This is a genomic window from Paenibacillus sp. FSL H8-0175 (genome assembly GCF_045040615.1).
Lineage (GTDB): Bacteria > Bacillota > Bacilli > Paenibacillales > Paenibacillaceae > Paenibacillus_AQ > Paenibacillus_AQ odorifer.
This window is the reverse complement of sequence record NZ_CP150299.1, coordinates 3,076,281-3,098,432: the sequence shown is the minus strand read 5'-3', so window position 1 is coordinate 3,098,432 and position 22,152 is coordinate 3,076,281. Positions and strand designations below refer to the sequence as shown.

General features: G+C 42.1%; 39 protein-coding genes. 4 read left to right on the top strand and 35 right to left on the bottom strand.

Features of this window, described 5'->3' with window-relative positions:
- Positions 1-80: 80 nt before the first annotated feature.
- From MHH46_RS13680 to MHH46_RS13625, 12 genes are all read right to left on the bottom strand, one after another.
- Positions 81-419: a hypothetical protein gene (locus MHH46_RS13680; RefSeq protein ID WP_076189980.1), complete on the bottom strand. Its 339-nt coding sequence runs from the start codon at positions 417-419 to the stop codon at positions 81-83.
- A gap of 253 nt (positions 420-672) precedes the next feature.
- Entirely contained in the window at positions 673-855 is a 183-nt protein-coding gene (locus tag MHH46_RS13675) for a hypothetical protein (RefSeq protein ID WP_076189979.1), read from the bottom strand.
- 86 nt (positions 856-941) lie between these two features.
- Complete coding sequence (locus tag MHH46_RS13670; protein WP_076189978.1) at positions 942-1,358, bottom strand: BC1872 family protein; 417 nt, start codon at positions 1,356-1,358, stop codon at positions 942-944.
- The gene (locus tag MHH46_RS13665) at positions 1,355-1,522 is read right to left on the bottom strand and encodes a hypothetical protein (protein WP_179086244.1); all 168 of its coding nucleotides are present in this window, start codon (positions 1,520-1,522) and stop codon (positions 1,355-1,357) included. Before MHH46_RS13665 ends, MHH46_RS13670 begins: the two co-directional genes overlap by 4 nt.
- Positions 1,515-1,913, bottom strand: a complete 399-nt coding sequence (locus MHH46_RS13660; protein ID WP_076189977.1) for a hypothetical protein — start codon at positions 1,911-1,913, stop codon at positions 1,515-1,517. The genes MHH46_RS13665 and MHH46_RS13660 overlap by 8 nt, the downstream gene beginning before the upstream one ends.
- Positions 1,910-2,227 carry a hypothetical protein gene (locus MHH46_RS13655; RefSeq protein WP_076189976.1) on the bottom strand — a complete coding sequence of 106 codons (318 nt, stop codon included), beginning with the start codon at positions 2,225-2,227 and terminating at the stop codon, positions 1,910-1,912. The genes MHH46_RS13660 and MHH46_RS13655 overlap by 4 nt, the downstream gene beginning before the upstream one ends.
- A 107-nt stretch (positions 2,228-2,334) precedes the next feature.
- Entirely contained in the window at positions 2,335-2,721 is a 387-nt protein-coding gene (locus MHH46_RS13650) for a hypothetical protein (RefSeq protein ID WP_076189975.1), read from the bottom strand.
- Positions 2,722-2,772: 51 nt separating this feature from the next.
- Positions 2,773-2,952, bottom strand: a complete 180-nt coding sequence (locus tag MHH46_RS13645; protein ID WP_076189974.1) for a hypothetical protein — start codon at positions 2,950-2,952, stop codon at positions 2,773-2,775.
- A 101-nt stretch (positions 2,953-3,053) separates the two neighbouring features.
- Positions 3,054-3,293 carry a hypothetical protein gene (locus MHH46_RS13640; protein ID WP_076189973.1) on the bottom strand — a complete coding sequence of 80 codons (240 nt, stop codon included), beginning with the start codon at positions 3,291-3,293 and terminating at the stop codon, positions 3,054-3,056.
- Positions 3,280-3,672, bottom strand: coding sequence for a hypothetical protein (locus MHH46_RS13635; protein WP_076189972.1), 393 nt, complete (start codon positions 3,670-3,672; stop codon positions 3,280-3,282). The genes MHH46_RS13640 and MHH46_RS13635 overlap by 14 nt, the downstream gene beginning before the upstream one ends.
- Complete coding sequence (locus tag MHH46_RS13630; RefSeq protein ID WP_076189971.1) at positions 3,669-4,094, bottom strand: hypothetical protein; 426 nt, start codon at positions 4,092-4,094, stop codon at positions 3,669-3,671. Before MHH46_RS13630 ends, MHH46_RS13635 begins: the two co-directional genes overlap by 4 nt.
- Positions 4,091-4,228 carry a hypothetical protein gene (locus tag MHH46_RS13625; RefSeq protein ID WP_179086243.1) on the bottom strand — a complete coding sequence of 46 codons (138 nt, stop codon included), beginning with the start codon at positions 4,226-4,228 and terminating at the stop codon, positions 4,091-4,093. The genes MHH46_RS13630 and MHH46_RS13625 overlap by 4 nt, the downstream gene beginning before the upstream one ends.
- Positions 4,229-4,507: 279 nt before the next feature.
- Between MHH46_RS13625 and MHH46_RS13620 the strand changes: the two genes are divergently transcribed.
- Positions 4,508-5,008, top strand: a complete 501-nt coding sequence (locus MHH46_RS13620; protein ID WP_076189970.1) for a hypothetical protein — start codon at positions 4,508-4,510, stop codon at positions 5,006-5,008.
- A gap of 259 nt (positions 5,009-5,267) precedes the next feature.
- Here MHH46_RS13620 and MHH46_RS13615 read toward each other — a convergent pair whose 3' ends face one another.
- The 4 genes from MHH46_RS13615 to MHH46_RS13600 are packed head-to-tail and all read right to left on the bottom strand — an operon-like array spanning position 5,268 to position 7,005.
- On the bottom strand, positions 5,268-5,861 hold the full coding sequence (locus MHH46_RS13615; RefSeq protein WP_076189969.1) for a sigma-70 family RNA polymerase sigma factor: 594 nt from the start codon (positions 5,859-5,861) through the stop codon (positions 5,268-5,270).
- Positions 5,862-5,872: 11 nt separating this feature from the next.
- Complete coding sequence (locus MHH46_RS13610; protein ID WP_076189968.1) at positions 5,873-6,547, bottom strand: HNH endonuclease; 675 nt, start codon at positions 6,545-6,547, stop codon at positions 5,873-5,875.
- Between the two features lie 60 nt (positions 6,548-6,607).
- The gene (locus MHH46_RS13605) at positions 6,608-6,781 is read right to left on the bottom strand and encodes a hypothetical protein (protein WP_179086242.1); all 174 of its coding nucleotides are present in this window, start codon (positions 6,779-6,781) and stop codon (positions 6,608-6,610) included.
- Between the two features lie 20 nt (positions 6,782-6,801).
- Positions 6,802-7,005, bottom strand: coding sequence for a hypothetical protein (locus MHH46_RS13600; protein WP_076189967.1), 204 nt, complete (start codon positions 7,003-7,005; stop codon positions 6,802-6,804).
- Between the two features lie 157 nt (positions 7,006-7,162).
- Between MHH46_RS13600 and MHH46_RS13595 the strand changes: the two genes are divergently transcribed.
- The gene (locus MHH46_RS13595; protein WP_076189966.1) at positions 7,163-7,384 is read left to right on the top strand and encodes a helix-turn-helix transcriptional regulator; all 222 of its coding nucleotides are present in this window, start codon (positions 7,163-7,165) and stop codon (positions 7,382-7,384) included.
- Between the two features lie 20 nt (positions 7,385-7,404).
- On the opposite strand, the gene MHH46_RS13590 is transcribed toward MHH46_RS13595, so the two are convergent.
- From MHH46_RS13590 to MHH46_RS13515, 16 genes are all read right to left on the bottom strand, one after another.
- Complete coding sequence (locus MHH46_RS13590; protein ID WP_076189965.1) at positions 7,405-7,782, bottom strand: hypothetical protein; 378 nt, start codon at positions 7,780-7,782, stop codon at positions 7,405-7,407.
- 68 nt (positions 7,783-7,850) lie between these two features.
- The gene (locus MHH46_RS13585; RefSeq protein WP_405132612.1) at positions 7,851-8,021 is read right to left on the bottom strand and encodes a hypothetical protein; all 171 of its coding nucleotides are present in this window, start codon (positions 8,019-8,021) and stop codon (positions 7,851-7,853) included.
- Complete coding sequence (locus tag MHH46_RS13580) at positions 7,990-8,511, bottom strand: DUF1064 domain-containing protein (RefSeq protein ID WP_076189964.1); 522 nt, start codon at positions 8,509-8,511, stop codon at positions 7,990-7,992. The genes MHH46_RS13585 and MHH46_RS13580 overlap by 32 nt, the downstream gene beginning before the upstream one ends.
- A complete protein-coding gene (locus tag MHH46_RS13575) occupies positions 8,508-9,176 on the bottom strand; it encodes a dUTP diphosphatase (protein ID WP_076189963.1) in 669 nt (222 codons plus the stop codon). The genes MHH46_RS13580 and MHH46_RS13575 overlap by 4 nt, the downstream gene beginning before the upstream one ends.
- A gap of 3 nt (positions 9,177-9,179) precedes the next feature.
- A complete protein-coding gene (gene dnaN / locus MHH46_RS13570) occupies positions 9,180-10,286 on the bottom strand; it encodes a DNA polymerase III subunit beta (protein WP_076189962.1) in 1,107 nt (368 codons plus the stop codon).
- Positions 10,283-11,269 (bottom strand): ATP-binding protein, encoded by a 987-nt coding sequence (locus MHH46_RS13565; protein ID WP_076189961.1) that lies wholly within the window; start codon positions 11,267-11,269, stop codon positions 10,283-10,285. Before MHH46_RS13565 ends, dnaN begins: the two co-directional genes overlap by 4 nt.
- Positions 11,270-12,337: a replication protein gene (locus MHH46_RS13560; RefSeq protein WP_076189960.1), complete on the bottom strand. Its 1,068-nt coding sequence runs from the start codon at positions 12,335-12,337 to the stop codon at positions 11,270-11,272.
- Positions 12,338-12,342: 5 nt separating this feature from the next.
- Complete coding sequence (locus MHH46_RS13555) at positions 12,343-12,765, bottom strand: hypothetical protein (protein ID WP_076189959.1); 423 nt, start codon at positions 12,763-12,765, stop codon at positions 12,343-12,345.
- 15 nt (positions 12,766-12,780) lie between these two features.
- The gene (ssb, locus tag MHH46_RS13550; protein ID WP_076189958.1) at positions 12,781-13,248 is read right to left on the bottom strand and encodes a single-stranded DNA-binding protein; all 468 of its coding nucleotides are present in this window, start codon (positions 13,246-13,248) and stop codon (positions 12,781-12,783) included.
- Positions 13,249-13,251: 3 nt separating this feature from the next.
- Positions 13,252-15,075 (bottom strand): ATP-dependent helicase, encoded by a 1,824-nt coding sequence (locus tag MHH46_RS13545; protein ID WP_076189957.1) that lies wholly within the window; start codon positions 15,073-15,075, stop codon positions 13,252-13,254.
- Positions 15,068-17,200, bottom strand: a complete 2,133-nt coding sequence (locus MHH46_RS13540) for an AAA family ATPase (protein WP_076189956.1) — start codon at positions 17,198-17,200, stop codon at positions 15,068-15,070. The genes MHH46_RS13545 and MHH46_RS13540 overlap by 8 nt, the downstream gene beginning before the upstream one ends.
- Positions 17,200-18,060, bottom strand: coding sequence for a hypothetical protein (locus tag MHH46_RS13535; protein WP_076189955.1), 861 nt, complete (start codon positions 18,058-18,060; stop codon positions 17,200-17,202). The genes MHH46_RS13540 and MHH46_RS13535 overlap by 1 nt, the downstream gene beginning before the upstream one ends.
- A gap of 73 nt (positions 18,061-18,133) precedes the next feature.
- A complete protein-coding gene (locus MHH46_RS13530; RefSeq protein ID WP_076189954.1) occupies positions 18,134-18,340 on the bottom strand; it encodes a hypothetical protein in 207 nt (68 codons plus the stop codon).
- A 292-nt stretch (positions 18,341-18,632) separates the two neighbouring features.
- On the bottom strand, positions 18,633-18,866 hold the full coding sequence (locus MHH46_RS13525; RefSeq protein WP_076189953.1) for a KTSC domain-containing protein: 234 nt from the start codon (positions 18,864-18,866) through the stop codon (positions 18,633-18,635).
- On the bottom strand, positions 18,863-19,279 hold the full coding sequence (locus tag MHH46_RS13520; RefSeq protein WP_076189952.1) for an ORF6C domain-containing protein: 417 nt from the start codon (positions 19,277-19,279) through the stop codon (positions 18,863-18,865). The genes MHH46_RS13525 and MHH46_RS13520 overlap by 4 nt, the downstream gene beginning before the upstream one ends.
- Complete coding sequence (locus MHH46_RS13515; protein ID WP_076189951.1) at positions 19,279-20,394, bottom strand: ParB N-terminal domain-containing protein; 1,116 nt, start codon at positions 20,392-20,394, stop codon at positions 19,279-19,281. Before MHH46_RS13515 ends, MHH46_RS13520 begins: the two co-directional genes overlap by 1 nt.
- Before the next feature lie 91 nt (positions 20,395-20,485).
- On the opposite strand from MHH46_RS13515, the gene MHH46_RS13510 reads away from it, so the two are divergent.
- A complete protein-coding gene (locus MHH46_RS13510; RefSeq protein ID WP_405132611.1) occupies positions 20,486-20,710 on the top strand; it encodes a double zinc ribbon domain-containing protein in 225 nt (74 codons plus the stop codon).
- A gap of 153 nt (positions 20,711-20,863) precedes the next feature.
- Here the strand turns inward: MHH46_RS13510 and MHH46_RS13505 are convergent, their stop codons facing one another.
- Together MHH46_RS13505 and MHH46_RS13500 are read right to left on the bottom strand one after the other, a co-directional pair.
- Positions 20,864-21,115, bottom strand: coding sequence for a hypothetical protein (locus tag MHH46_RS13505; RefSeq protein WP_076189950.1), 252 nt, complete (start codon positions 21,113-21,115; stop codon positions 20,864-20,866).
- Positions 21,116-21,131: 16 nt separating this feature from the next.
- A complete protein-coding gene (locus MHH46_RS13500; RefSeq protein ID WP_076189949.1) occupies positions 21,132-21,338 on the bottom strand; it encodes a hypothetical protein in 207 nt (68 codons plus the stop codon).
- A gap of 93 nt (positions 21,339-21,431) precedes the next feature.
- Here MHH46_RS13500 and MHH46_RS13495 point away from each other — a divergent pair, with 93 nt between their 5' ends.
- Positions 21,432-21,647 (top strand): hypothetical protein, encoded by a 216-nt coding sequence (locus tag MHH46_RS13495; protein ID WP_076135692.1) that lies wholly within the window; start codon positions 21,432-21,434, stop codon positions 21,645-21,647.
- Here the strand turns inward: MHH46_RS13495 and MHH46_RS13490 are convergent.
- Positions 21,619-22,149, bottom strand: coding sequence for a hypothetical protein (locus tag MHH46_RS13490; RefSeq protein ID WP_076189948.1), 531 nt, complete (start codon positions 22,147-22,149; stop codon positions 21,619-21,621). The genes MHH46_RS13495 and MHH46_RS13490 overlap by 29 nt on opposite strands.
- Positions 22,150-22,152 lie beyond the last annotated feature (3 nt).

Sequence of the window (22,152 nt, the reverse complement as noted above, 5' to 3'; positions counted from 1 at the left end):
ATTTCCAGAACATTGTCTTGTTCCTCTCTTTATGGGGAGCAGAAGGGATAAATCTCCTCCGGCCCCCGTTATCACTGGGATTATTCGGTCTGATTCGATGACCTGACGGCCGAAGACAAAACTTCTCGTGTAATAAACTCATTCACTCTATCCAGTTCCGTTTTTCCAATGACAACACGGTCGGTCATATCAACCGCATGGAAACTTATAATTTCATTCGTAAATTCTCTAACCATCTCGTAAAGTTCGCCAGAACTATCAGATGCACTCTGCCAACTTTCTTGTTCTGCCCAGTCGGTTACGTCCTCTTTTCTGATTGTGAACTGTTTTTCTTTACTGGTTTCAATCTGCGGAAGTTTTTGCTTGCAGCATGTGCAATAAGCTCTTTTCGTGACATATTTAACGATGATTTTGCTCATATCCTCTTTTCCCCCTTAGACCTCTGAATCTTCCAATGGCGAACACGTATATTCCACGGATATTAATACGTTCATTTCCTTCTCACACTTAGGGCATTCGACCGTTCTACAATCCATATCAGCGTTGCAGGCTCTGCGCCCTCCAAACTTATGACCGCAATATACACATTGGCATTGGTCTACCTGAACTGTTTCTTCGAACATTATTTCCATCGTGTATCGTCTCCTTTGATTGGGGTCTCAGCCCCCTAAATTAATCCAGTGCTGATACTGCAGGCTCTATACTTGCAATCAGATTCATGTTCATGAACACTTGTATACGAATTCCCTTCATATCCCGATAAAATGCCCATGCCTCAGAATCGTTTTGCGTTGCCATTTCTACTTTTCCATGCAGCGTGTTAATCAAAACGTATACAATGTCATGCTTAGACATGTGTCTCAGCCCCCTTATAAGTTCATCCAGCCCTGCGGCCTCCGCTGTCGCTAAGTAATGCGGTCGAATCGGAGGCCTAACGGCCGTTATAATCCAAGTACTGCTAATAGGGCAGCCTTGCAGCGCTGTTCTGGAGTGGCATGTACCATATCAAATCCTTTATTACCAACAATCAATTGCAGCTCTGTCATGTAATATCCGATGTACAGGGGTGCATCAATCGCCATTTCTTTGATTCTTTCTTCCACTTCCCATGCCTCGGATATGTCTTCACCGAACCGCGGACAATCCAGCCAAGCCTTTTCCTCCGAATTTCTCCATTCTGCATTGTGCCATGTGCCCTTCATTGGCTTCCATGCTTCATATCCAAACCAACCGATCAGCAGGCTAAGCTCAGGAAAGTTTTCCTTACCGATCACTTTCGCCTGAAATATATGTTCTGCTACCGCTGGACCAAGTTCTGTCGGCTCCATCGCCAGTATCTCTTCCCTTGTGAGTGTCATTGGTTATCTCCTTCCTCAACCTTCAAATATTGATTTACATTGTTCCGAAAGAACCGAAAACCCTGCTTGCTCATAATCACCACATGGATTGAGTCCTGTTCAAAGGAACCAAAGTTTTTTCGGATGTATCGAATAATCTGCCGGCGGATGAACCGTTTAATCATAGCTGCCCTCCTTGGGAGCTGGGGTATCTGGGTAAAGGGTGGACATAATTTCTGATGCACCCATGATCGCCTTCCACGCAATCCACGTTTCGTAACTCTCGTAAGCAGATGGACGATCATTGTAGAATTTACCGAAGAAATATGAGTTTGCTTCTTGGAATGACCATTCTTCATGACCTTCTGGCAAGTTATAATTCATGATAATGCTGCCAAGTGAATTACCTGCCACCAAACATCTACCGATTGCCCGTTTAATCTCTTGTTCCCGTTCTCCACGCTCTTTGGCTTCTTGAAGCCAGTAAAGCATCGGTTCTGTCCAAGCAGGAAATGCATCGTGCTTAATTGTGCCCTGAACCAAGTCCATATCCTTTTGCCAGTCCCTTTGTGTCATTGGGCTTCCTCCCCTACCGGCTCCAGATCTTCCGGAATCACTTTATATCTGCGCCCCAATCCATGAGCAACGATGTACACTTTTACGGAATTACGCTGAGCCCAGCCGTAACCCTCGTCTGATCCGAGATAATTGCTATACCCTTCTTGCAATTGAGTTGTGCCGATAATTGTGTAAACAATATCCCGCCGATCATTTGGGTAAGTGTCCACTTTCCGGTACAAGTCCTTGCTATTCGGTATCCATGGATTTTGACCGAATGTCTTTACTGTCCGAGCAAATTTCTTAACCCTGACCTTCTGAAGAAATTCCATTGTTATATCCTCCTTGTGGGAGAGGAGGGATACTCCTACTCCCTTAATGATCTGGTTCGGCCCCCGCCTAAAGGCTGGGTTTATGCTGTCGGACGATGGCCTACGGCCTATGATTTAGGTCTGATCTTCATACCGTTCTTTTTCACCATACCCCACACCCAATCAATGCAATGCTCGGCTGCTTCATTTCGTGTGATGGAATCTACTCCTGAATCTGAGATCATCTCCATAACTTCACCAAGCTTCTTGGCTTGATCCTGTCCGATTGAAATTGTTTGTCCATACATTACAGTTGCAGTAGCGATAATATTTTCTAAATATGGAATTCTGGATTTATAGAAATCTCTGATTTCAGTAGCTTCTTGGATATTAGCATCATGCCGCTGGGCAATCCGCACCCATTCTTCTGCTTCCGGAAGTTGTTTCGTTATGATGTTGTTGAGTTCGAGCTTTAACCTTTCTTTGCCTTCAGATGTTAAAATTGCTTTACTCATTCCCTTTCGCCCCCTGTAGTGGATATACTGCCATATCTTCAAACTGCGACACTATCTAATTTGTTGATGCACTAAACGAAAGTCCACCCAAATATCATGTATAAGCACATCTAAACCATCCTCGTTAATAATTGCATTGCCTGTGACTTCATAAGGAATGTCTGCTTCAAAAATTACGTTATCATGTGCATTAATCATGTTATCTTCCAAATAAATAACTCTTTTACTCAATGACCTCACTCCTTCACAGTTTGCGTCTACTCTGCCTTTGGGAGAGGAGGGATACTCCTACTCCCTTAATGATCTGGTTCGGCCCCCGCCTAAAGGCTGGGTTATTCAGTCGAATTGGTGGCCTGCGGCAAGTACTCAACCCTAAAACCTCTGATTTTCTCAATCTCCCACGGCACACCATCGACTTCCATCCGACCATTTATAAAATATTTATCGATTTCCGGTATAAGTTCATTCTTCAGCGCAGTTGCAAATGACATACTCATTAGTATCCGTTGAGGTACGAGGCCTTCACCTCTCGTTTTAGCAATCAATTTTTCAACTCTGTTAAGCTTGCTCATTCTCTTTCGCCCCCTGTAGCGTGATATATGCCGCCTCTGCCCTCTCTCGGGGGCTGGCGTTGAGAAATACAGTTACTCCGGTGTAGGAAAAAAGATCATTGTCGCTGTAACTTAGTTCATCGCCATCCCCGTCCCATTTCAATCTACTTGCAAGGTTAATAGCATATTGCTTGGCATCTACCTCTATAGCCTTTGCCTGTACCTCTAGGCTGGCAGCAGGATCAGTTGAAGGATGCCAGTCTGTAACTTTGCGGCGAAACTCATTTGTTTTCCCATCAAGCCACAAGAGCCTTATTCCATCCCATGCGTTTACCCATCCCAGTTGCTCAGCAAGAGCAAAGTCTAATTTTTCATCGATCATATCCTTTACCTGTGTCATGCCTTACCCTCCCCATCCACAAATCCCATATAGTTGTTTTCAAACCATTCAATCTTTTTCTGTTGTCGGGCTATGATCTGCTGTGCCTCTGCCAGTTCGACAGTCTTTTCCACCAAATCATTCAGCCATTGATTTGCTTCAACTTGCCACACATTGTTTTGTTGCTCTGACTCTTCTAGAGCAGCCAGCACACGTTCATCCTCTGAAGGCAAAGCGACCTTTTGTAGAAATTCAGGCGCAAATGATCCACTGTACCCTTCGAGGAATACAGAATCCTGTGCAAATACTCCCTTCCCTCGCGTAAACTGATCTGACTTACACGTCCATATCTTTCCTGGTTCTTCCTCGGATTCAATGCAAGTGTGCATTACGACACGCTCACCCTTTTTAAGCTTCTTCTCTTCTATCCATTCTGGTGTCATGCTCCTTCACCTTCCTCAACAGGAATGCCGCAATTATGGCAGAATTCATACTCTGTACCATCTTCCCTACAATCCGTTATGAAGCCATAATCGAGTCCACAGCGTGTACATGGTTTCCGTTTTTCTTCAGTCACTTTAGATCTCTCCTTCATTGTTAGGCGAATTAATAAGACACTATCTCCCATACTTAGCGAGTCATTTGTGAGATTGAACAATTTGCAACTTCCACATCTCTAATTGATATACAAATTAAAATTAACCAAAAGTTCCGTATTCTTTCGAGTAATCATCCTAACTTCATTATTTAGAACCCCCTCAAAATTTATTTGTAATAAAAGAAATTGAGACTAGTATCATGAGCATATACTTTCACTAAATAGTTCATTTAGAAATTGTAGAAGAGGAGCGATAGGATGAATGCTAATATCGGCTCAAATGAGTCCTTTTTTTCGCCAAAACAAACAGAGCACTTTTTTGGTCCAGCAAATTATCCAAATCAAGATCAAATCAATTGGTGGAATAATCTCAAGAGCCTTCCTCCGGCTGAAGCCCAATCACAAATGCAACAAGCTGTAGACATTGCTCATGGGAGGATACAAAATTTAACCAATCCAAAATCCCGTTCTTTACCTGTTCCTCCTGGTGCAGTTTTGATAAAAGCGTACAAAAACACATGGTCAACTATAATTTATGGTCCAACAATAACGGGACCATTTACACCTTATTTGATATGGATAGCGCAAGTGTTTGATGCCGGTACTCCAAATCCTCCAAACCCACCGTTACCTTACATGCTATATCAAGCATTTACTTGGCCTCCTAGTACTCCGACTCCCGGTCCCGGTCCCTTTCCGCCCCCTCCTGTTTTCCAATATTTCTCTTTTAATGAACCAAATACGTGGGTCATCTCATAGCTTCAAAATTTATTTTTGTCCGGTGACATCACCGGATTTTTTTAATACTTATGAAACTTTATTAGGTCATGGAATTAATAAAAATGTTCAGGCAATATATACTCAACATATATTTAGCAATACTGCTAAATATTTTCCGCCTACTTCTCAGAGCGATGTAAATATTCTGGACTTTCATGAGTTACCTCCTCTCAACTTACTGTCTCCACGTAGGATCAAGTTTTCTACAAATACAAGTATCACGTTGTTATATGAATTATTAGGATACATATAAGAGATACTTTTTCCTAATTCTAAACTTTATGTTGGAAACCGTATTTCTGCATATTTTTAGCGCTGCGGCTGTTTCGCCATTGCTGTATCCATCCATTGTCATGTTAACTATAGTTCTTTCAGTTTCTTTCAAGGTATTGATGAATTCCTCAATCTCAATGAAACTTAGGTCTTGTTTTGTAGGTACAAGATTAGAAAAATCTAAATCATCATTGTCTGATCCTTTTATCTTACTATCTAATGACAACACTAGCTTAGGTGGTACTTTACTATGCGATGGCGTCCTTATTGCATTTACCTTACTTTCCAAATATCTAATGATGAACCCTTGAATGTAGGGATAAGCAAATGTTGAAAATTTCAATCCTGATTTCTCGTCGAACCTATCATAAGCCATTAATAATGCATAGTTCCCTTCACTAATTAGATCCTCAATATCTACAGTTCTGAAAGTTTTGCAGTGGTAATGATTGGCAATTTTCAAGACTAACTTGCGATGATCTTTTACGCATTGTTCCTTGGTACCAAGTAAGGGGTGACTATCTCTGATCCGCGATTGAACAATGGCTTGCCTTCCCATATTTAATCCTCCTAATCTTCAAAACGTTCACCATAGCTGTAAACCTTAGGTTCTTCCAATGGTCTGCCGAATACGTCAGCCATTAGTGTGGCGAATACTGCCATATCCTTTTCTTCAAAGGATTGCAGTAATTGCAGTTCCTTTGCCTTGAGGCTTCGCCCAGCTGCAGTGCTGAGCAAGTCAACAACTGGCTTAATCTGATTCTGACGTTCTTGTTTCTCACGTTCTTTCTGTTGCAGAACATTTTGTTTATGGTTAAATTCCTCCCAGTCCTTTTCGTCAAACCAGAAGTGATCACCATATTTCTCACGATATACTGAAATCCAATATTGAAGGAGTTCGTCATTCGTTTGGATCTTATCGTGACAAGGCCAGCAAACCCTGAGCCCATTTGTTTTTACGCCTCGACCCTTCCGGCCTCTAGGCCATACATGGTGAGTGGTATTTGATGCCGCTGTCTTGCAGCACGGGCATATTTCACCTTGTTCTGCAATGAGTTCATCAATTACTGCCTTAGTAAAGTCACACCGATCCTTCGAACTCTGTCCTGGTTTGTGGTGAGCAAGGATATCCTTCTTCCATTCTGGGACTTCCTTTTTAGCCTTCGGTTTATTTGATTGCAAACTTTTATATGTCTTTTTCTCTTTAACCTTCTTTTCGGGCTTCCAGAATGTCTGATGGGCCATTGCTCTTTAACACCTCTTGTAATTCAATTTAGAACTAGAAAGATGCACTTTTACTACGGTTTATGAGATTCGCTCCAAGTAACCAGCCTGTTCGAGAGTTGCATAATGGCGTTCTCTCTCATCAGCGGTGAAGTGTATTGGCAATACGGTATGTGCTGCATAAAATGCGATAGCTTCTCTGATCTCTTGTGGCTCATTGTCCAGTTCAGCAAGGTTAATCGTTTTCTCAGGCATAAGGCCCTCCATTCACATGGTCAGGAAATTTTTCCTGAAGTATATAGTTTCTCTGGCAAGTCAATGAACTTGTGATCAAATGTCACGCCCTTATCAATCCAAATATACAATCGACCTTTCCCTGCTTCTTCGAACGCCTTTGTATGCACTAGCCCAATAGGGTATGTGTACTTGGGCTGTATCTCTTCCTTTACATAGGCTTCAAGTCGAGCGATTAGATCCATAATCATGCCTCCGATATATAAAAATTACTATATTTCGTTATATCGTATTTATGTCTTCATTATAATTCCGTTATTTCGTATCGTCAACACCATAATTACGAAATTGCGGAATTATAATTCTTGTGATAGAATCTACTCACTGGAGGTGGAAGAACGCATGGTTTCAATAATTCTTAATGTACAAACACTCATTGATGATCGAGGTTGGACGCAAAAGCAACTTGCTGAGAAAACGGGTATTCGCAGAGCTGCTATAAGTGAAATATGCAATAACATGCGAACCTCAATTAACCGTGAACATCTTGAGAAAATAGCTGAGGTTCTTGAATTGAAAGACATAAAAGAATTGATAGAGTTGAAGGTGGAGCAAGAGGAATAAATCCTCTATGCTCCTTTTGTTTATTTGAACAACGTTGTGTTTTGCTTGAGATTTTCTATGAACCGCCCTTGTAGTTCAGGGAACAATACCCACGGATGAAAATCTCCATATAGATCCCGAACTGCTAATGCTACTACCTTCGTTATTGCCTCTGCGCCTGTCTTTGCCCATACAAGGACCTTCTTTCCATCATTATCCCAGCAACAGTGTTCAGGAAAATCATCACAATATCTAACGTTTTCGAATCCACCACCAAATTGATCTATGAAATGACCTCTTAATATCCAAGCATCATTCATATTTGTTGAAGGAGAAAATCCATCATCTAAACCTACTACTATGACCAGATCATCCAGTTCTTTACCTGGAGTCATTCTAATGATTTCTTCAGCGGTCATTTTTGTTGTCCACCTCACAATTATTTTTTCTCAATCACCTTGTCTAGGTGCTTACCGCCCTCCGTTAATCACTCCGTTGCTACAAACAACGCATTTTCTGCTAGCATAGCAGTTAATTGGTTTGGATCATTCTCAGCAGCCTTTAACTGTTCTACTTTCCAAATAATCCGTGACAACTCGCCTTTATCATGTTCATCCAAATATCTTTCAATATCTTGGCTTGCGAGTACTACGTCCATTGGGGTAACTGGCACGCTCATATTTCATCTTCCCTTCTGCCTTTTTGATTATTTTATTAGCAGCCCGTTTCCGGGCAGCCTTTTCTTTTTTGACTTGATCCAGTGGAACAAATTCTCCACGTTTCTTTGTAAGTATTTCGATGCGCAAAGTAGGATAATTAGCTTGAAAGAGTTTCAGTTTTGTACGGAACACCGCCGTTTCAGCACCCTTAATGTCAATCACTCGTTCCGATCCATCCAAGTCAGTAACCAAAAAGTCTGCTATATATGTGATCTTAGGTTTTTCTTGGAGTACGTACTTGGGTTGGGTACTAAAATCTTTGATTAATCCTATTTTCTTTAACTGTAGTAAGTATTGGTAATACTCACCTTCCATTTTACTGTCAAACTTGATGCCATTAATTTTAAGGTTGTACTTTGTAACAAGCGCCGCTTCGAACAGCGTTCCGTCCGGAGTGACAATAACTTTCATTGCATTATATTTGCTCAATATCCATTCACCTGTCGTTCATGATTGACTTTGTTTTTGGCTGCATAAGCATCGGCTATCTGCTCGAATGTGAAATTGAAACCAACAAGACCGATAGCTAAAAATACATACCAAGCGTTTCTGAAGCACATTTCACGCTTTGTCTTCCCGAGCTTCTCCTCAATTTTCTCATCGCGATCTTTTTCCATGTGAAATTTCATGAGCCAATACATGGATTCCAAGAATGCACCTGTTACTTCCCCATCTAAACCTTCATCTCTCGTTTCCTCGATCGAATCCTCAGAAATATAAAGATGTTCTAGCCATCCAAAATGACCTGCGATACTCAGGAAGAAATGAACGCAATCAACGAATTCTTCCAGAAGTGGATTGATAATCTTCCCTTTTTCATCACAACGACCACAGATAACGCGTTCTCCACTAAACCAAAATCCCTTTCCGCTGCATTTCGGACATTCAATCAGGGCATCGTATCCATGCTTCGGTTCGCTGCGATCACTCCAAAACTTAAATCCCCTGTACTCATTTGCGCACTCTGCCAACTCGACTTGGAGAGCCAGTGTTCGCTTGTAAAGCAGATCCTGACCTTCCAGTCCTTTTTCTGCAACGATCTTTATATCTAGTTCTTTTTGCATGTTGTACATTTCTTCAAGAGTAAGTGTCATTCCTTATACCTCCGTTGTTCGATATGGAAGAACAATTCTATAATTTCGCTCGTCATCAGCGTCTTTGATTAAGATGGGGTTCGTCATACCCGAGTACCCTATGATAAGTTCCTTGGAATTAATGGAGTCAGCAGCTTCAAGGAAGTACTCCCCGTTAAATGCAACTTTAAATCCTTCTCCTTGAAGTGAGATGATATCTACAAATTCATTTACTTTTCCTACGCCTTCAGCAGCAGCTTTGAGTTCAATAACCTCTCCTACGTGCATACGGGTAACTTTGGACTTTTGATCTTTGATGATAATCTTCACACTCTGGAGGGCATCGATCAATAATTCCCGATTTACCCGAAGTGTCGATTGATAGTTTATTGGTACCATTCGGTCTACGTCTGGATATGTCCCCTCTAAGACCCGAGAACAAAATATGAAATTCTTCGTCGCGACTACAAGTTTCGATTGAACCAATTTAATTACTAACTTCTCCTCTGGTCCGATCAGATTCATAAGATCGGACATTGTCTTGGCTCCCACGATGATCTGCATTTCGATCAAGTTATCTGCCACTTGTACCGAAGATGACAATCTATGCCGGTCTGTACTGGTGACATTAATCATGTTGTCTTGAAACCTAACGCGAAGTCCGGTTAAAATCGGTGTCGCCTCGCTTTCTGATGCTGCATAGGCCGTCTCTTTGACTAAAACTTTTAACGCTCGTCCCTCTAGTTCTACCGAAGCACCATCGGGATCTTCGATGAATTGAGGATATTCTTCTGGATCTAAGCCAGGAAGGTCATATTTCTTTCTTCCACTCTTAATCACAGTCTCGAATCCGACTGTCTCGATATCGATTACACCTTTCATTACTTTCACGATCTCAGCGATTCTTTTCCCTGGTATAGTCGCTGAACCAGGCTTGATCAACTCATAATCATCCGAATCAATTTTTGATTGTAGAAACTGAGTTCCGTTTCCACCGGTGATGTATAGTCCGTCATGTTTTGCTTCAAAAAGAAATTCAGCCAATATCGGAATAACATTTTTTGATGGTAGGAACTTAGCCGCTTGTTCTAGCGGCTTGATAAGAATATGCTTATCGATTGATATCTTCATAACTTTCCTCCTGTGTTATGCGAATTATCCCTACGTCGATTCCGCCCACCTACATGCAGCACTTCAGCAAATGGCTCTATCCTTTCTAAGATTCTCTCAGCCTTCTTTTCATGTTGACGCTGATCCATGGTCTTGGCGGCATCTTTGACGTTTATCAAGTGTTGCCGCAATTCCTTGATCGTTAGGTTCGACGTGTAAATTGTGACTAATCGCTCCATTCGGCGTTGTAGAATGGGTCCCAGTATTTCATCCCGCGTCCATGTAGTCAGGTACTCAGCTCCGATATCATCTAAGATGAGCACTGTAACGTTCTGTAAGGCCTCTAGTTTAGACAACACTGTTTCTGTCTTAGATCCAATAGCATCCTTCGCCTCAGACATAAAGTCTGGGACATAGACCATTGCAACGTCTACTCCTTGAGAAGCTAACTCCTGAGCAATCGCACCGGAGATCAAGCTTTTGCCTACACCCATTTGACCGTATAAATAAAGCCCTTTTTTGCTCTTTCCAACTTCGAAGTTCTCACATAGGTCCATAGCCTTTATGATTGCAGCAGATCTATGCGAGTCAAGATCGATACTTTCAAAAGTCGCATTCACAATGTGATCAGGAATAAAATGACTTTTAATCTTCCCCATAACCTTTTGCTGTTTCTCGTGAGAAAGGAGCAGCGGGCATTTTTGGAGCCTGTAAATTAGCCCCTTGTCATCATCTGGATTTTCCTCCACAACGCTACAGTGACCTTTGTGGTCGTTCTGACAACCAACTAAGTCTTTGCAGCCTCTACAGTTATCAAAACTAGCAAGGTGTCGTGATAACGAACCGTAATTGGTCGGATGCGTCAAATTGTCCACTCGATCAGGAAAAGCTTCTTTGATTCTTTTCGCTTCAGGGTGTTCTTTTAGCCGTTTTATTACTGCGGCTTTTCGCTCGGCAAATCCCTTTGGGATAAGTTTTTTCAGTTCATCACCTAAGTTCCCCATTCACACCACAGCCTCACGCTTGGCTTTCAAACGCTCAAGCTTTTTTTGATATTCTTCTTGATCATAATCGGGTTCAGCTTTAGTTTCAGAATCTATGACTAGATTAATTTTCTGTTCGTCTATTTTTCCGTCTTGCTCGGATAATAAATTATAAATGCGTCCTTCGCAGTACTTGATGCTTTTGATCTCGTCTCGTTTATGTTTAGGTTTAAATTTGTCAAAGGATTGATTGATGCCGTCAATGGCAACGGAGATCGGAACTCCGTCTGCAATGAGTTGATCTAAAAACAACTCGTCATTAGCCGTAAGATCAAGCCCCTTTGCTCTGCGCTTGAGATACAGATCTGTGATTTGTTTACGATATTCAATTTCAGCAGCTTTCCGGTTGGAGTCGGAATCCCCGGCAGGAACGGCATCTTGGCTATCTGATTTGATTTCGTTTTGAAATCCATAATTCATATTAACGTCCTCCTTTAAACAACAACTATTATTACTGTCTTTAATACTGTCTTTAAAAGAACTGTCTTTAAGGGTCTCTTCCGCCTTACAGCCGCAAGGGTTTGAGACGCCTTCATCTTCACGTTTTGTGAAGTTTTTTTCGTCAAAAACTTCATGTTTTGTGAAGTCTAACTTCATATTTTGTGAAGTTTCACTTTCCGGATCATCCTCTTGAGATTCTGAAAAGTTCACGTTTTGTGAAGTTTTTCGTTTCAAATTCAAGTGAATTAACTCATTAAAACGTTCAGTTTCCCATCCCATTACAGGAGTAATTTGCCAGTAATCGTAATCTTTATTGATGGAGAAAAGCTTCTCTTTCTTATCCCAAATGATTACTTTTGCATTTTCCAAATGTTTAAGTTCGTTCTTTATGTGAGTTGCCGGAACTCCGCAAATCTCAAAATCTTTTGATTTTGGAATGTATGCTTCCTTGAGATTGCAGCCATAAGACATTCTCCAAACGAACAACAAAATGTCTTTTTGGCGTTTTGTGAAGTTCCGGCGTATCAGTTCCTTCCACAAATCATTGGCAAGCCTGACAAACCCCTTCTCTGGTTGTGTATCCGCCAATCACCTCACCTCTGATAACCGTTGCTATACATCGTCCCATCAGCAAAATTAACTTTCATTTTTAACTTGAGAGTATGAATATTCTCCTGAAGGCTTTTGAACTCATTACGCCATTTCATTGAACGACCGTAAGATTCAGCCTCAAGCACTCTAATTTCTCTTGTAGCCAGTTCTGCGTGCTCTTTCTTCGGTGCTTTGGCAGAAATGTAAGCCTCCGCATAATCCATGTCACGCTGGACGTGAATACGCTTATAGAGTCTGTCACATTCACCCGATATTTCTCCAGACAGTTCATGACACTGTGTAAGTAGCTCAATCTTTTCTTGTAATGATGCTGGATTGTCCTCAGGTAATGCATTAGCATGTTTCTTCATCAACTCTACCTGCTCAATGTAAGCAGCAAGATCAAACTCATTCGCTTCCTGCATAGTTACATCTCCGTTCTAGAATGGAAGATCATCATCCGAAATATCAATTGGCTTTCCATCGCCAGAAAACGGATCTGAACTATTGTTATACTCTCGACCGCCTCCGTAATTCGGCTCTTCAGGCATGCCTGTACCACTTGATGAACTTCCACCTTCACGATTTTTAGATGATTCCAAGAAACGGACATTATCAGCAATAACTTCAGTTACGTATATACGTTTACCTTCGTTATTCTCATAGTTTCGCACTTGGATGCGTCCTTCCACTGCTGTCAGGCGACCTTTGCGCAAATAATTGGCGCAGGTTTCTGCTAGCTGTCTCCAGGTAACAACCGGGATGAAGTCTGCCTCACGTTCACCGTTCTGGCCCGTAAAATTACGATCTACGGCAAGCGTAAATTGAGTTACGGCAACACCAGCTGGAGTGTAACGAAGTTCAGGATCGCGTGTGAGTCTGCCTATCAAAATGATTCTGTTGAGCAATTTCTACACCCCACTATTCAAAAATTTCATTTCATCAATAAATCTACTTGGTTCAGCCGGAACAACTTTTCCCCAGCTGCTATGCGATTGTGTCGTCGTAATAATAAGTTCACTCTCTGCTCGAGTCACAGCCACGTATGCCAGCCTGCGTTCTTCTTCAATGTCCCTGGTATTTTGGCTAGGGAACAGCCCTTCATTCATGCCAACAAGGAAGACTGTCGGAAACTCAAGCCCCTTGCTACCGTGAACGGTCATAAGTTTCACCGCGTCTCGGTCTTCCATTAGTTTTTCTTGAATATCTCGGATCTTGACCCATTTGAGGAATGCTGTGGGGCTATGATCTTCTCCAGCTTTCAGCTGCCGTTCAACCCAATACATGATGTATGTCTGAGCTTGAACCAAATCCTCAATTCGGTTGTTCAGGGATCTTTCTGAATATCGTTCACTAAGACTTAATTTCCGTGACAACACATCGAAGGCATCATACGCAGACGCACACTCTCTAACCGTCTCAGCAACGTCATGGAGGGATCTGGCGTATTGCACAACCCGTTCTTCATCTGAGTCCACTAAAGCCGCCCACAACGGGATAGACCTATCTATAGCTGTCTGTTCGGCAACCTGAAGTTGCATATCAGTCAGTGACCGCTCTGGAAACTTAATGACCCGCTTAAAATTCGTTTCATCTTGTGGGTTGAATATCCATGCAAGGTAGTTCAATAGCGACTTTACGTCAGGCTCTTTAAGAGGATCATCCGAAGCGCTCAATACAGTACATGGAATGTTCTCCCGCCGCAACGCTTGATAAAAGTTATCAATTTGCACATTTGTCCGTGCCAATATCGTAAAATCTGAATACTTGGGACCCTGCGCTCTCTCTTTGATCTGGCTGATTACATAATCTATTTCAGTATCATCGTCAACCAAAGAGACTACATCAAAGCTGGTACCTTCCTTGTAAGCTACTAGCCCTCCACCAATTCCAACTCCACTATGAGAGATTAAGTTATTGGCAGCTTCGACTATTGAAACTGTTGAACGGTAATTGCGGTTAAGCTCAATTACTTCTGTATTTGGATAAGTACCTGTAAATTCAAGAATGTTTCTAACCCGCGCTCCGCGCCATCCATAGATAGATTGTCTCCAATCACCTATGCAGAAAAGGTGTTCCGGATTCAGCAACCGGATAAATTCCATCTGCTGCTGATCCGTATCCTGAAACTCATCCACGAACAGGTACTTCCACTGCTTCCGATAGTACTCAGCGACATCAGGATGATTGCTGAACAATGTGTTCACCTTCGAAATCAAGGCATCCAGATCCACGGCATTGTAACGGCGTAACTGATAGTTGTATTCGTCCCAAACCGCCTGTTCTTCAAGACCCTTGATTCTCAAATCTACTGCCTTAATGACTTTACTCACGCTGGTTCTGTATCCCATTGTTTCGATAATGACCTTCATGACCTCTTCCCGATCCTCTTGGGAGTAAATCGTGAATTGTCTATCAAGATTCAAACGGTGCCCCCATTCTTGGAGGATACGAACTGCAAGTGCGTGGAACGTGCAACATGTGATTCTTTTGGATTCATGCTCCCCAATCAATGGAACAAGACGATCTTTCATTTCTTTTGCCGCAGCTCGGGTAAAGGTTATGGCCACAATGCTTGAAGCACCAACACGGTGGTTTAGATTTAGATGTGCTATCCGATGAGTCAGGGTACGGGTTTTACCCGTCCCTGCTCCAGCTCTCATTAGTATTTCATCAGAATCAGAAGTAACCGCTGATGCCTGTTCATCATTTAATCCGGCGGTGAGATTAACCACGCGATGCCGACCCCTCAGGAGTCAAATCCCAAATCGTCCAGCCTTCGGCCGCCTCAATTTCCACGACACCAGCAATCAAGATATTGTCCAGCTTGTGGGACAAGGCGTTTAGACCTTGCAGAACACCGCTCAGGTTCTTCTTATCCAAGTTGTTGATATCGTCCAAGGCCAACACTTTAAGAGGCGGATTTGCTCTTTCAAGCAGCGTGACAAGGAAGGCAGACAGGAACATTAATTTTTCTCCAGTAGACAGTACATCAAAGTTCGTTTTACGATCATTCTTGATCCATCCAAACTGAAATACTTCCTTGCCTGTCTCGGATTCAGTAGAGAAGAACATAGGATATTGAATACCCATCAGTTGAAGGTTCTCATTGATAGAGTCTTCTATAGGTCCAAGCACACCCTTAACCAACTCTCCTTGAATCCCCTTAGCCCCCAGTGCCTCTGCTAAGCTCTTGCAAGCCGTAAAGTAATACTGAGCCTTGCTTGCTGAGATCATGGCTGTCTGAGCGTTTGAAAGTGTGATTTTAGCTTTCTCTTTCTCTTCAATCACTCGTTCCAATTCTTCAATCTGCCGTACCAACGCCGACAGCTGCGGTTCCAGTATTTCAAGTGGAGCAAAGGTCGGCTGCTTGTCATTCAAAAGTCGTTCTTGTTCCTGCTGTAAATTGATAATTTTATTCTGAGTGTCCTGATGACGGCGGAATTCTTCTTGTTCTTCTTTACGCATAATCTCAATCCGTGAACGAATGCGTTCATTCGAAACGTTTTGATCATTTGCAGATTTATAAAGAGCTTGTTTTGATTGTTCAAGGGAACTTTCTTGTTCACGTAGAGTTTTTATTTCTCTTCTTAACTCATTTTGTAATTCAGTAAGTTCATCAATTTGTTTTTGGAGGCTAGGATCTCTTTCAGATGTGTAATTAGTAAACTTTGAGAAGTCCTTGTCACACCCGATAGAAGAGTGAAGAACACAAACTTTAGCCCCTTTATCCTGAATACCCTGCAACACTTTTCTCATTTCGTTAAGCTCAAAGCTAAGTTTGTCAGCCTTTTGCTTAGCTTCCATACCTTCCGAAGTCTTTGATTCTCTCAAAACTACCAACGCGTCTATCTGATCTTGGAGTGTTTTTGCTTCAGCACTAACGTCCGTTTGTTTGATTGACTCTTGTAGTGTTATAATTTCTGCCTCGTAATCACGATTAGCCTTAACTGCAAGTCCTTCAGTCAATTGCTCAATCTCGCCTTTCAAGGCATCTAATCGGCTACGCTTTTGTTCCCACTGTCTTTTAATTTCATGTCCAGCTTTAATTTGACCATGAACATCAGTGTGTTGTTGTCGAAAATCCTTCAATTCTTCCTTCTTGGTTGTAATATCACGATCTGTTTCTTCAAGTTTATTTTTCATGTCAGCCAGTTCGCGAACCGCTCCGGTGGCATCGTTCTGCTTTTTATTCCAGTGCTTTTGTTGAGATTCGACCCATGAGGTCATAGCTTGAAGACCGGAAGATAGATCATAATCACTAGGCCATTCATCTAAGCAATCATTAATCAACTCTTTGGATGCTTCATAAAGATCAGGATTGGCTTCCTGAAGTCCTTTGGTCAACAACTTTTGGATAAGATGAGCAGATACCTTTTTCTTATCCCATTCTTCGCTGGATATCGGAGACAGGCCGTAGATAAATTCACGCCGCTTAGCATCCGACATATCCAAGAATTGCTGGAAGTCAAACACCATTGGAAAGTTTCCCGTCTCTGTAGAGATTCGTGCGTTCATTTGCGTGCTATTCTTCTCGCCTTTACTTGGTGACACAGTGATCGATTCACTATACTTGACCTCTTTGGCCCCAGTACCCTTCAACTTCTCGGCGCGGATGATAGAACGATCAAAAGAGAAAGAATCCATCTGCAGCCCTGCTGTCATCTCATCTCCAGAACTGAGTTTGAATGTTTCGGCGTTTGTCTTCTTGCCGGGAATATACCCCAGCATCGCCAATTGTACAGCCTGGAGCCGTGTGGACTTGCCTGATCCGTTCGGGCCTACGAAAATATCCTTACCAGTCAATTCTTGATCAAACGTATTGCCCTTTATGTTTTTAGTACGGATTGTTTTGATCATTAGAAACGCGGACCTCCTTTAGTTGAAAGAAAGCTGTCTTCTGTTTCGATAGACTCTTCTGAGGCGTTGATCGTTTCTTCGATCACTTCAGCCCCAGCAACCGAACCGGTTTGTTGAAATTCAGCAGCGATTTCATTCAGTTTTGTTTCATCAAACGTGTCTTTGTATCCAATCACTAGAACGTCTGCTACGCCGTTGTAGGCTTTTAACTTTGCTAATGGCATACTTGGCTGCTGTTTAATAGAAGACTTCCACGCAAGCGTCTGGACGATCTTGTCGCCGTGTTCTTTGTTATTTATGAGGTTTTGAATAACGCGGATTACATCAATGTTGTCATGTCGTCCATAAACGCCAAGCTTTCCTTGGAATGCCATGAAAATGCCGGATCTGATTTCCTCTTCAGTTAACGTCCCTTCCATGCAAAGCTTGCCGGCATCCCGGTTCTCTTCGATCTTCTGCATAAGTTCCTTGACAAAACGAACACGGATATCAAAGAGGACAGTGGCGGAGCTAACAATTGGCTTACCAGAAGGAGACATGCCAATTGTGATTTTTTGTGACCAGAACTTATCTGCTGTACCCGTTTCTGGGTCAAACTCAATATATGGATTACTCACCTCGCGCCCATCGGCAAGGTGGATTGTATCAGGTGTAATTGTGGAGATCCCTGCAACCAAATTACATGCACGGTACCCTTCGGCACTGATGCCCCATTCACCATCGTCGAATTGAATCAGGTGTCCATCAGCATTCGTCAGGCGAATAACGCCTACAGTGTTTTCCGCACTGGTAAAGAGGTTTCCGGCGCGGGAATTTACCGATTTCCATTGTTCAGGATAATTAATAGATAATTCTTGCATTTGCAAATCCTCCAATTCATGTTAATATGGAGGCGAAAACACCGTCCTTGAAAACATGTTTTCGCCGAATGATTCAAATACCCAAATGGCTCTGCTCCCCAGCAGGGTCATTTTTCTGTTTTACGAGAGTTAAGGCGGTCTCCAGATCGTCAATAACTGGTTGAAATTCTTGTCTGAAAAACCATCCAGCTCGTTCCATGGCAGCACCGACAGAAACGTTTGAAGTCTCTTCCTGGAGTTTCTTAAGTTTCTGAAGCGCAAGTTCGAGATGATACTCCACATGTGCTTCCCCCTTTGCAAGTTGATACTGGATAAGCATCATTTAACAAATCACGGATCGCTAGTATGTTCTTCAATCCAGTTACCTTTAGTGAAGGGTCTTCTCCATCTAATTTGTAGACCAATAGAGCGTGAAGCTCATTTTCTACGAATACGACATCTTCAGATTCTAACTTGATAGTCATTGCTGGAATGCCATTAATCATTATTTTTCACCACCGAAGGAAAATGTCTCAAAATGATTTCGTACTGAAGTTTGTTACTTTTCCAACGTTCTGCCAACTCTTGTATAGTCATGACTGATCACCTACAACAGCAGTGCCAGGATAAGTCTTCTTGATGTTTCGTGCATAATAGCTTCCGATTGATTCAGCAGCCATCATAATTTCATAGGTTAAGCGCGGTACACCAGAATGTTCATACACTGTGTCGCGCCCCTTGAATTGAACAAAGAGTGTTTGTATTTCTTTGTCGTAACCAACAGCAGCAATATTTGAAGATACAACAGGCTCAAGTTTAGGTCTCATAGGTAATCCTCCGGTCTGAATGTTTTAATGAACTCAATTGCATCCTCAAAATCAATCCGTCGAATATGAGAATACTTAGCAACCTCAAAACGCTCTTTAAGTTTTGACCAAATGCTTCTCCGGTGCCGCCCGACGATATCTTTAAACTTTTCATCCGTTTCTTTATAACGGTCCTTGGTTAATTGGGCTGATTTCAATCGAACAGCATGTTGAAGTTGGTAACACTCTGCATCAGTCAAAGTGACACTATCTCGTACCTCCTGAACCATCATCTGAACTTCTTCTTTGTGTTCAATGATATCCGCCTTAAATGATTCGAGTCCTTCGAACATCATCCTGAGCGCTGCTCCTTGCTGCTCAGTTACTTGAAGTTGTTGATTCACTACCGCCAGTATTTGATTTGTATCACTCATCACTCAACCGCCCTTCTGCCGTTTACGGCTGGCCGCACCTGATCAATAAAGGTTTGAAGCATATTAAGACTCTCATTAAGCCTCTTTTTCTCACCACTACTGGCGCTCGATATTGAACCGATCATCAGAGCTGTAAGTCCGGCCGTTTCAAGAAATTTATTTACTTTAATATTAAATTGAGTCGTATTAAGGTCTACATTGTATTGAAGGCTTTTAAGTTTAAGCTTGGCTTGCTGTTCATCGAAATCGTCAGGTTGTTGAAGCTTTAAGGCTTCAAGTTCTTCCTTAGTACGCTGGTACCCCGCTTTCAACTGTTCAACTTTCAACTCTTCTGATTTGACAGCATCCTTCATTTTATCTTTCCAGTAATCATCACGCTGTTTAAGCTGTGCTTCAGTTTCCTTTTCCTTCTGTTTCAGATAGACCGTTTGTTCTTCGTCATGCTGCTCTAATGCCGCTGAAACAGCTTCTTGTACTTGATATGCAGGAACAACGTCTTTATGTTGCCGCTGGATTTCTTCCTTTTCATACTCAGCTTGTTCCGCACGTTCTTCTGCTTCACGAAGTGCAGATTCAAGACGTTCCTTGGTTTCCTTGAAGGCCTTATGAGTACTGATCACTTCGTCATCCAACTGTTGAATGACTTCAGGAGTAGCATTCTCCAAAATGAATTTCATCTTATCGAACTGCCGGCCCGAAACTCCTATCTGTTCACCAACAATGTCGCGTATCTGACCGGATTCATGCTCAGGAAAATTTTCCTTGTTGCCTTTCATCCGTTCTTCAGCCTCAAGCCTTTTAAGCTGTTCCAGTTCTTTACCAAGCCTGGTACGTTCTGACCAAGTAAAGTCACTTCGGTGTTCGTTTTCTCCATATTCCAATTGCCGCTGGTGGAGATAATCTCGAACCTCCATAACCCTGACTTCGACTTGAGTTCTTCCTAGGTGACGGTGCGCTCGTAATCTACGTTCTCCAGCGATCAGAGTGTAATCTGACGTGACTACAATTGGATTAATAAGTCCGTTTTCTGCGATATCCTGAGCAAGCCCTTCAATGTCGTTGAACTCTTGTCGGATACGATCCGTTACCTTGATTTTGCTGATATCAATGAGCACTCTGATTCTCCTTCCTAAAATCATTTCCTCTCTGTGATAAAATGGGAATTGTCCAGATCCACCAAATCATCTAAGAAAGGAGGCGCTACACTTGGCAAGAGAAACCATTAGTATTTGCCCTTCCATTGACTGCGATTTCGGAACCGAAGATGTGTATGATCGATTCTGTGGAGATTGCGGATCAGAATTAATCTCTTCATGTCCTGAATGCGGACAAGCCATTAACTACTCTGGTACTTTCTGCACGAAGTGCGGAGTGAAAATGAAACAGCCTAAACCATCTGTTTATGAATCACGGTCAATTCCCAACCTTTAAGAATGAAGCTTATTCCCACATCGTGTGCAAAACTTATAAGTATCTACTTTGGATTTGTGCTTGCATTTTGAACAAGTTTTTGAAGTCGCCGCCTGTGTGGTGGCTTCTTTATTTTGTTTTGACATATCCGAATCTCCTTCCGGTAAAAGATATTTAAGGCGTGTACTCGTCTTGTAACAAGGTGCATTTTCTCAGAGCTTCTTTTGAACGTTCGAGAATATATAAGGCTGCTTCATAAGTCACGCTTTTTTTACCAATAAGGCTGAGTACTTCCGAAACAATTTCTGCATACACCGGATCGATATTTCCTAAAGCCTCTCTCACTGAGACGAGGCTTTTCCATTCGGGAGTGTCCTTTACTTCACTCTGGACCGTTTGATTCACTGCCCCTACACTTTCTCCCATTATCTTTCCTCCTCCCTCACAAACTTGGTAAGCAATAATTCTCAACACGGTTAAGCCTTACTCTTTGGGGCTTTACCTCACGCCGCTGAAGCATTGTCTTTAACTCCAGTGTTTTGGCCCGAGCAAGTCCGGCTTCTCTCAAAGCGATTTTGTCTCCAGTAGCTAATGCAGTTGCTGTTACTCTTGATAGAGCTTCATAAGCTATTTGTAAATCTTCTTTCATTGAGATAACTCCTTCACTTCGACATTCGTTCTCTTGTGATAAAATGGATATTGTTCGGATTAACAACCCCACTAAGAAAAGAGGTAATTACTTGTGTCTAAACCAAATGTTGATGAAATCGCCGCAGCACTATTTGAAAAACTTCAGCCACTTTATATTAAAGATGGATTGGAACTTACCCAGGAACTTCAAAATGACGGGAAACCAATTCAAGAAGCTATTCGGCAAGCTGATTTAGCAGCATTGAAACTCCACAACGAGAGATTTACGATTGAACTTATCAAAGGCGTCCTTGATGCTTTAGAATAAGTTTTGAACGTTCTTCCCAATATTCTCTTGCAAGATCAGTTGTAATGGATTCTGATTTAACAAGAATTTTCGCATTTGTTACGTCCTTTTCATGTTCGGTATCAGTAGCCACCGTTCCAGCGGTGGTTTCTTTGCTTTCCAACGCATTAAAAAGTTTGCTGGTCAACTCTGCTAGTTTGTCTAATTCAAAGCCGATTCCAGAGTCTTTGAAAACCCCCAGTTCAACCGCTTTGCAATCAAGGCTGGATACCACTGTAACTAATTCATTTCCAATCAAGGCTAGTTTCTTCTTCAGTTCGTGTACTCCATCTTCAATTGGTGTTTTGGTGATTGTTCCTCCGCCGAACCTTTTAACCAATTCAGAGTCATTCCAAAATGCTTCTGCGTCTGTTGGACTAGCAATTGTCACTGTAGCTCCATTGATAAATACATCGCCTTTAGGGATAAACTGAAACGCTTCCGCAATCATTCCTCGTACTTCCTGTTTGTCTTCTTCTTTCATTGA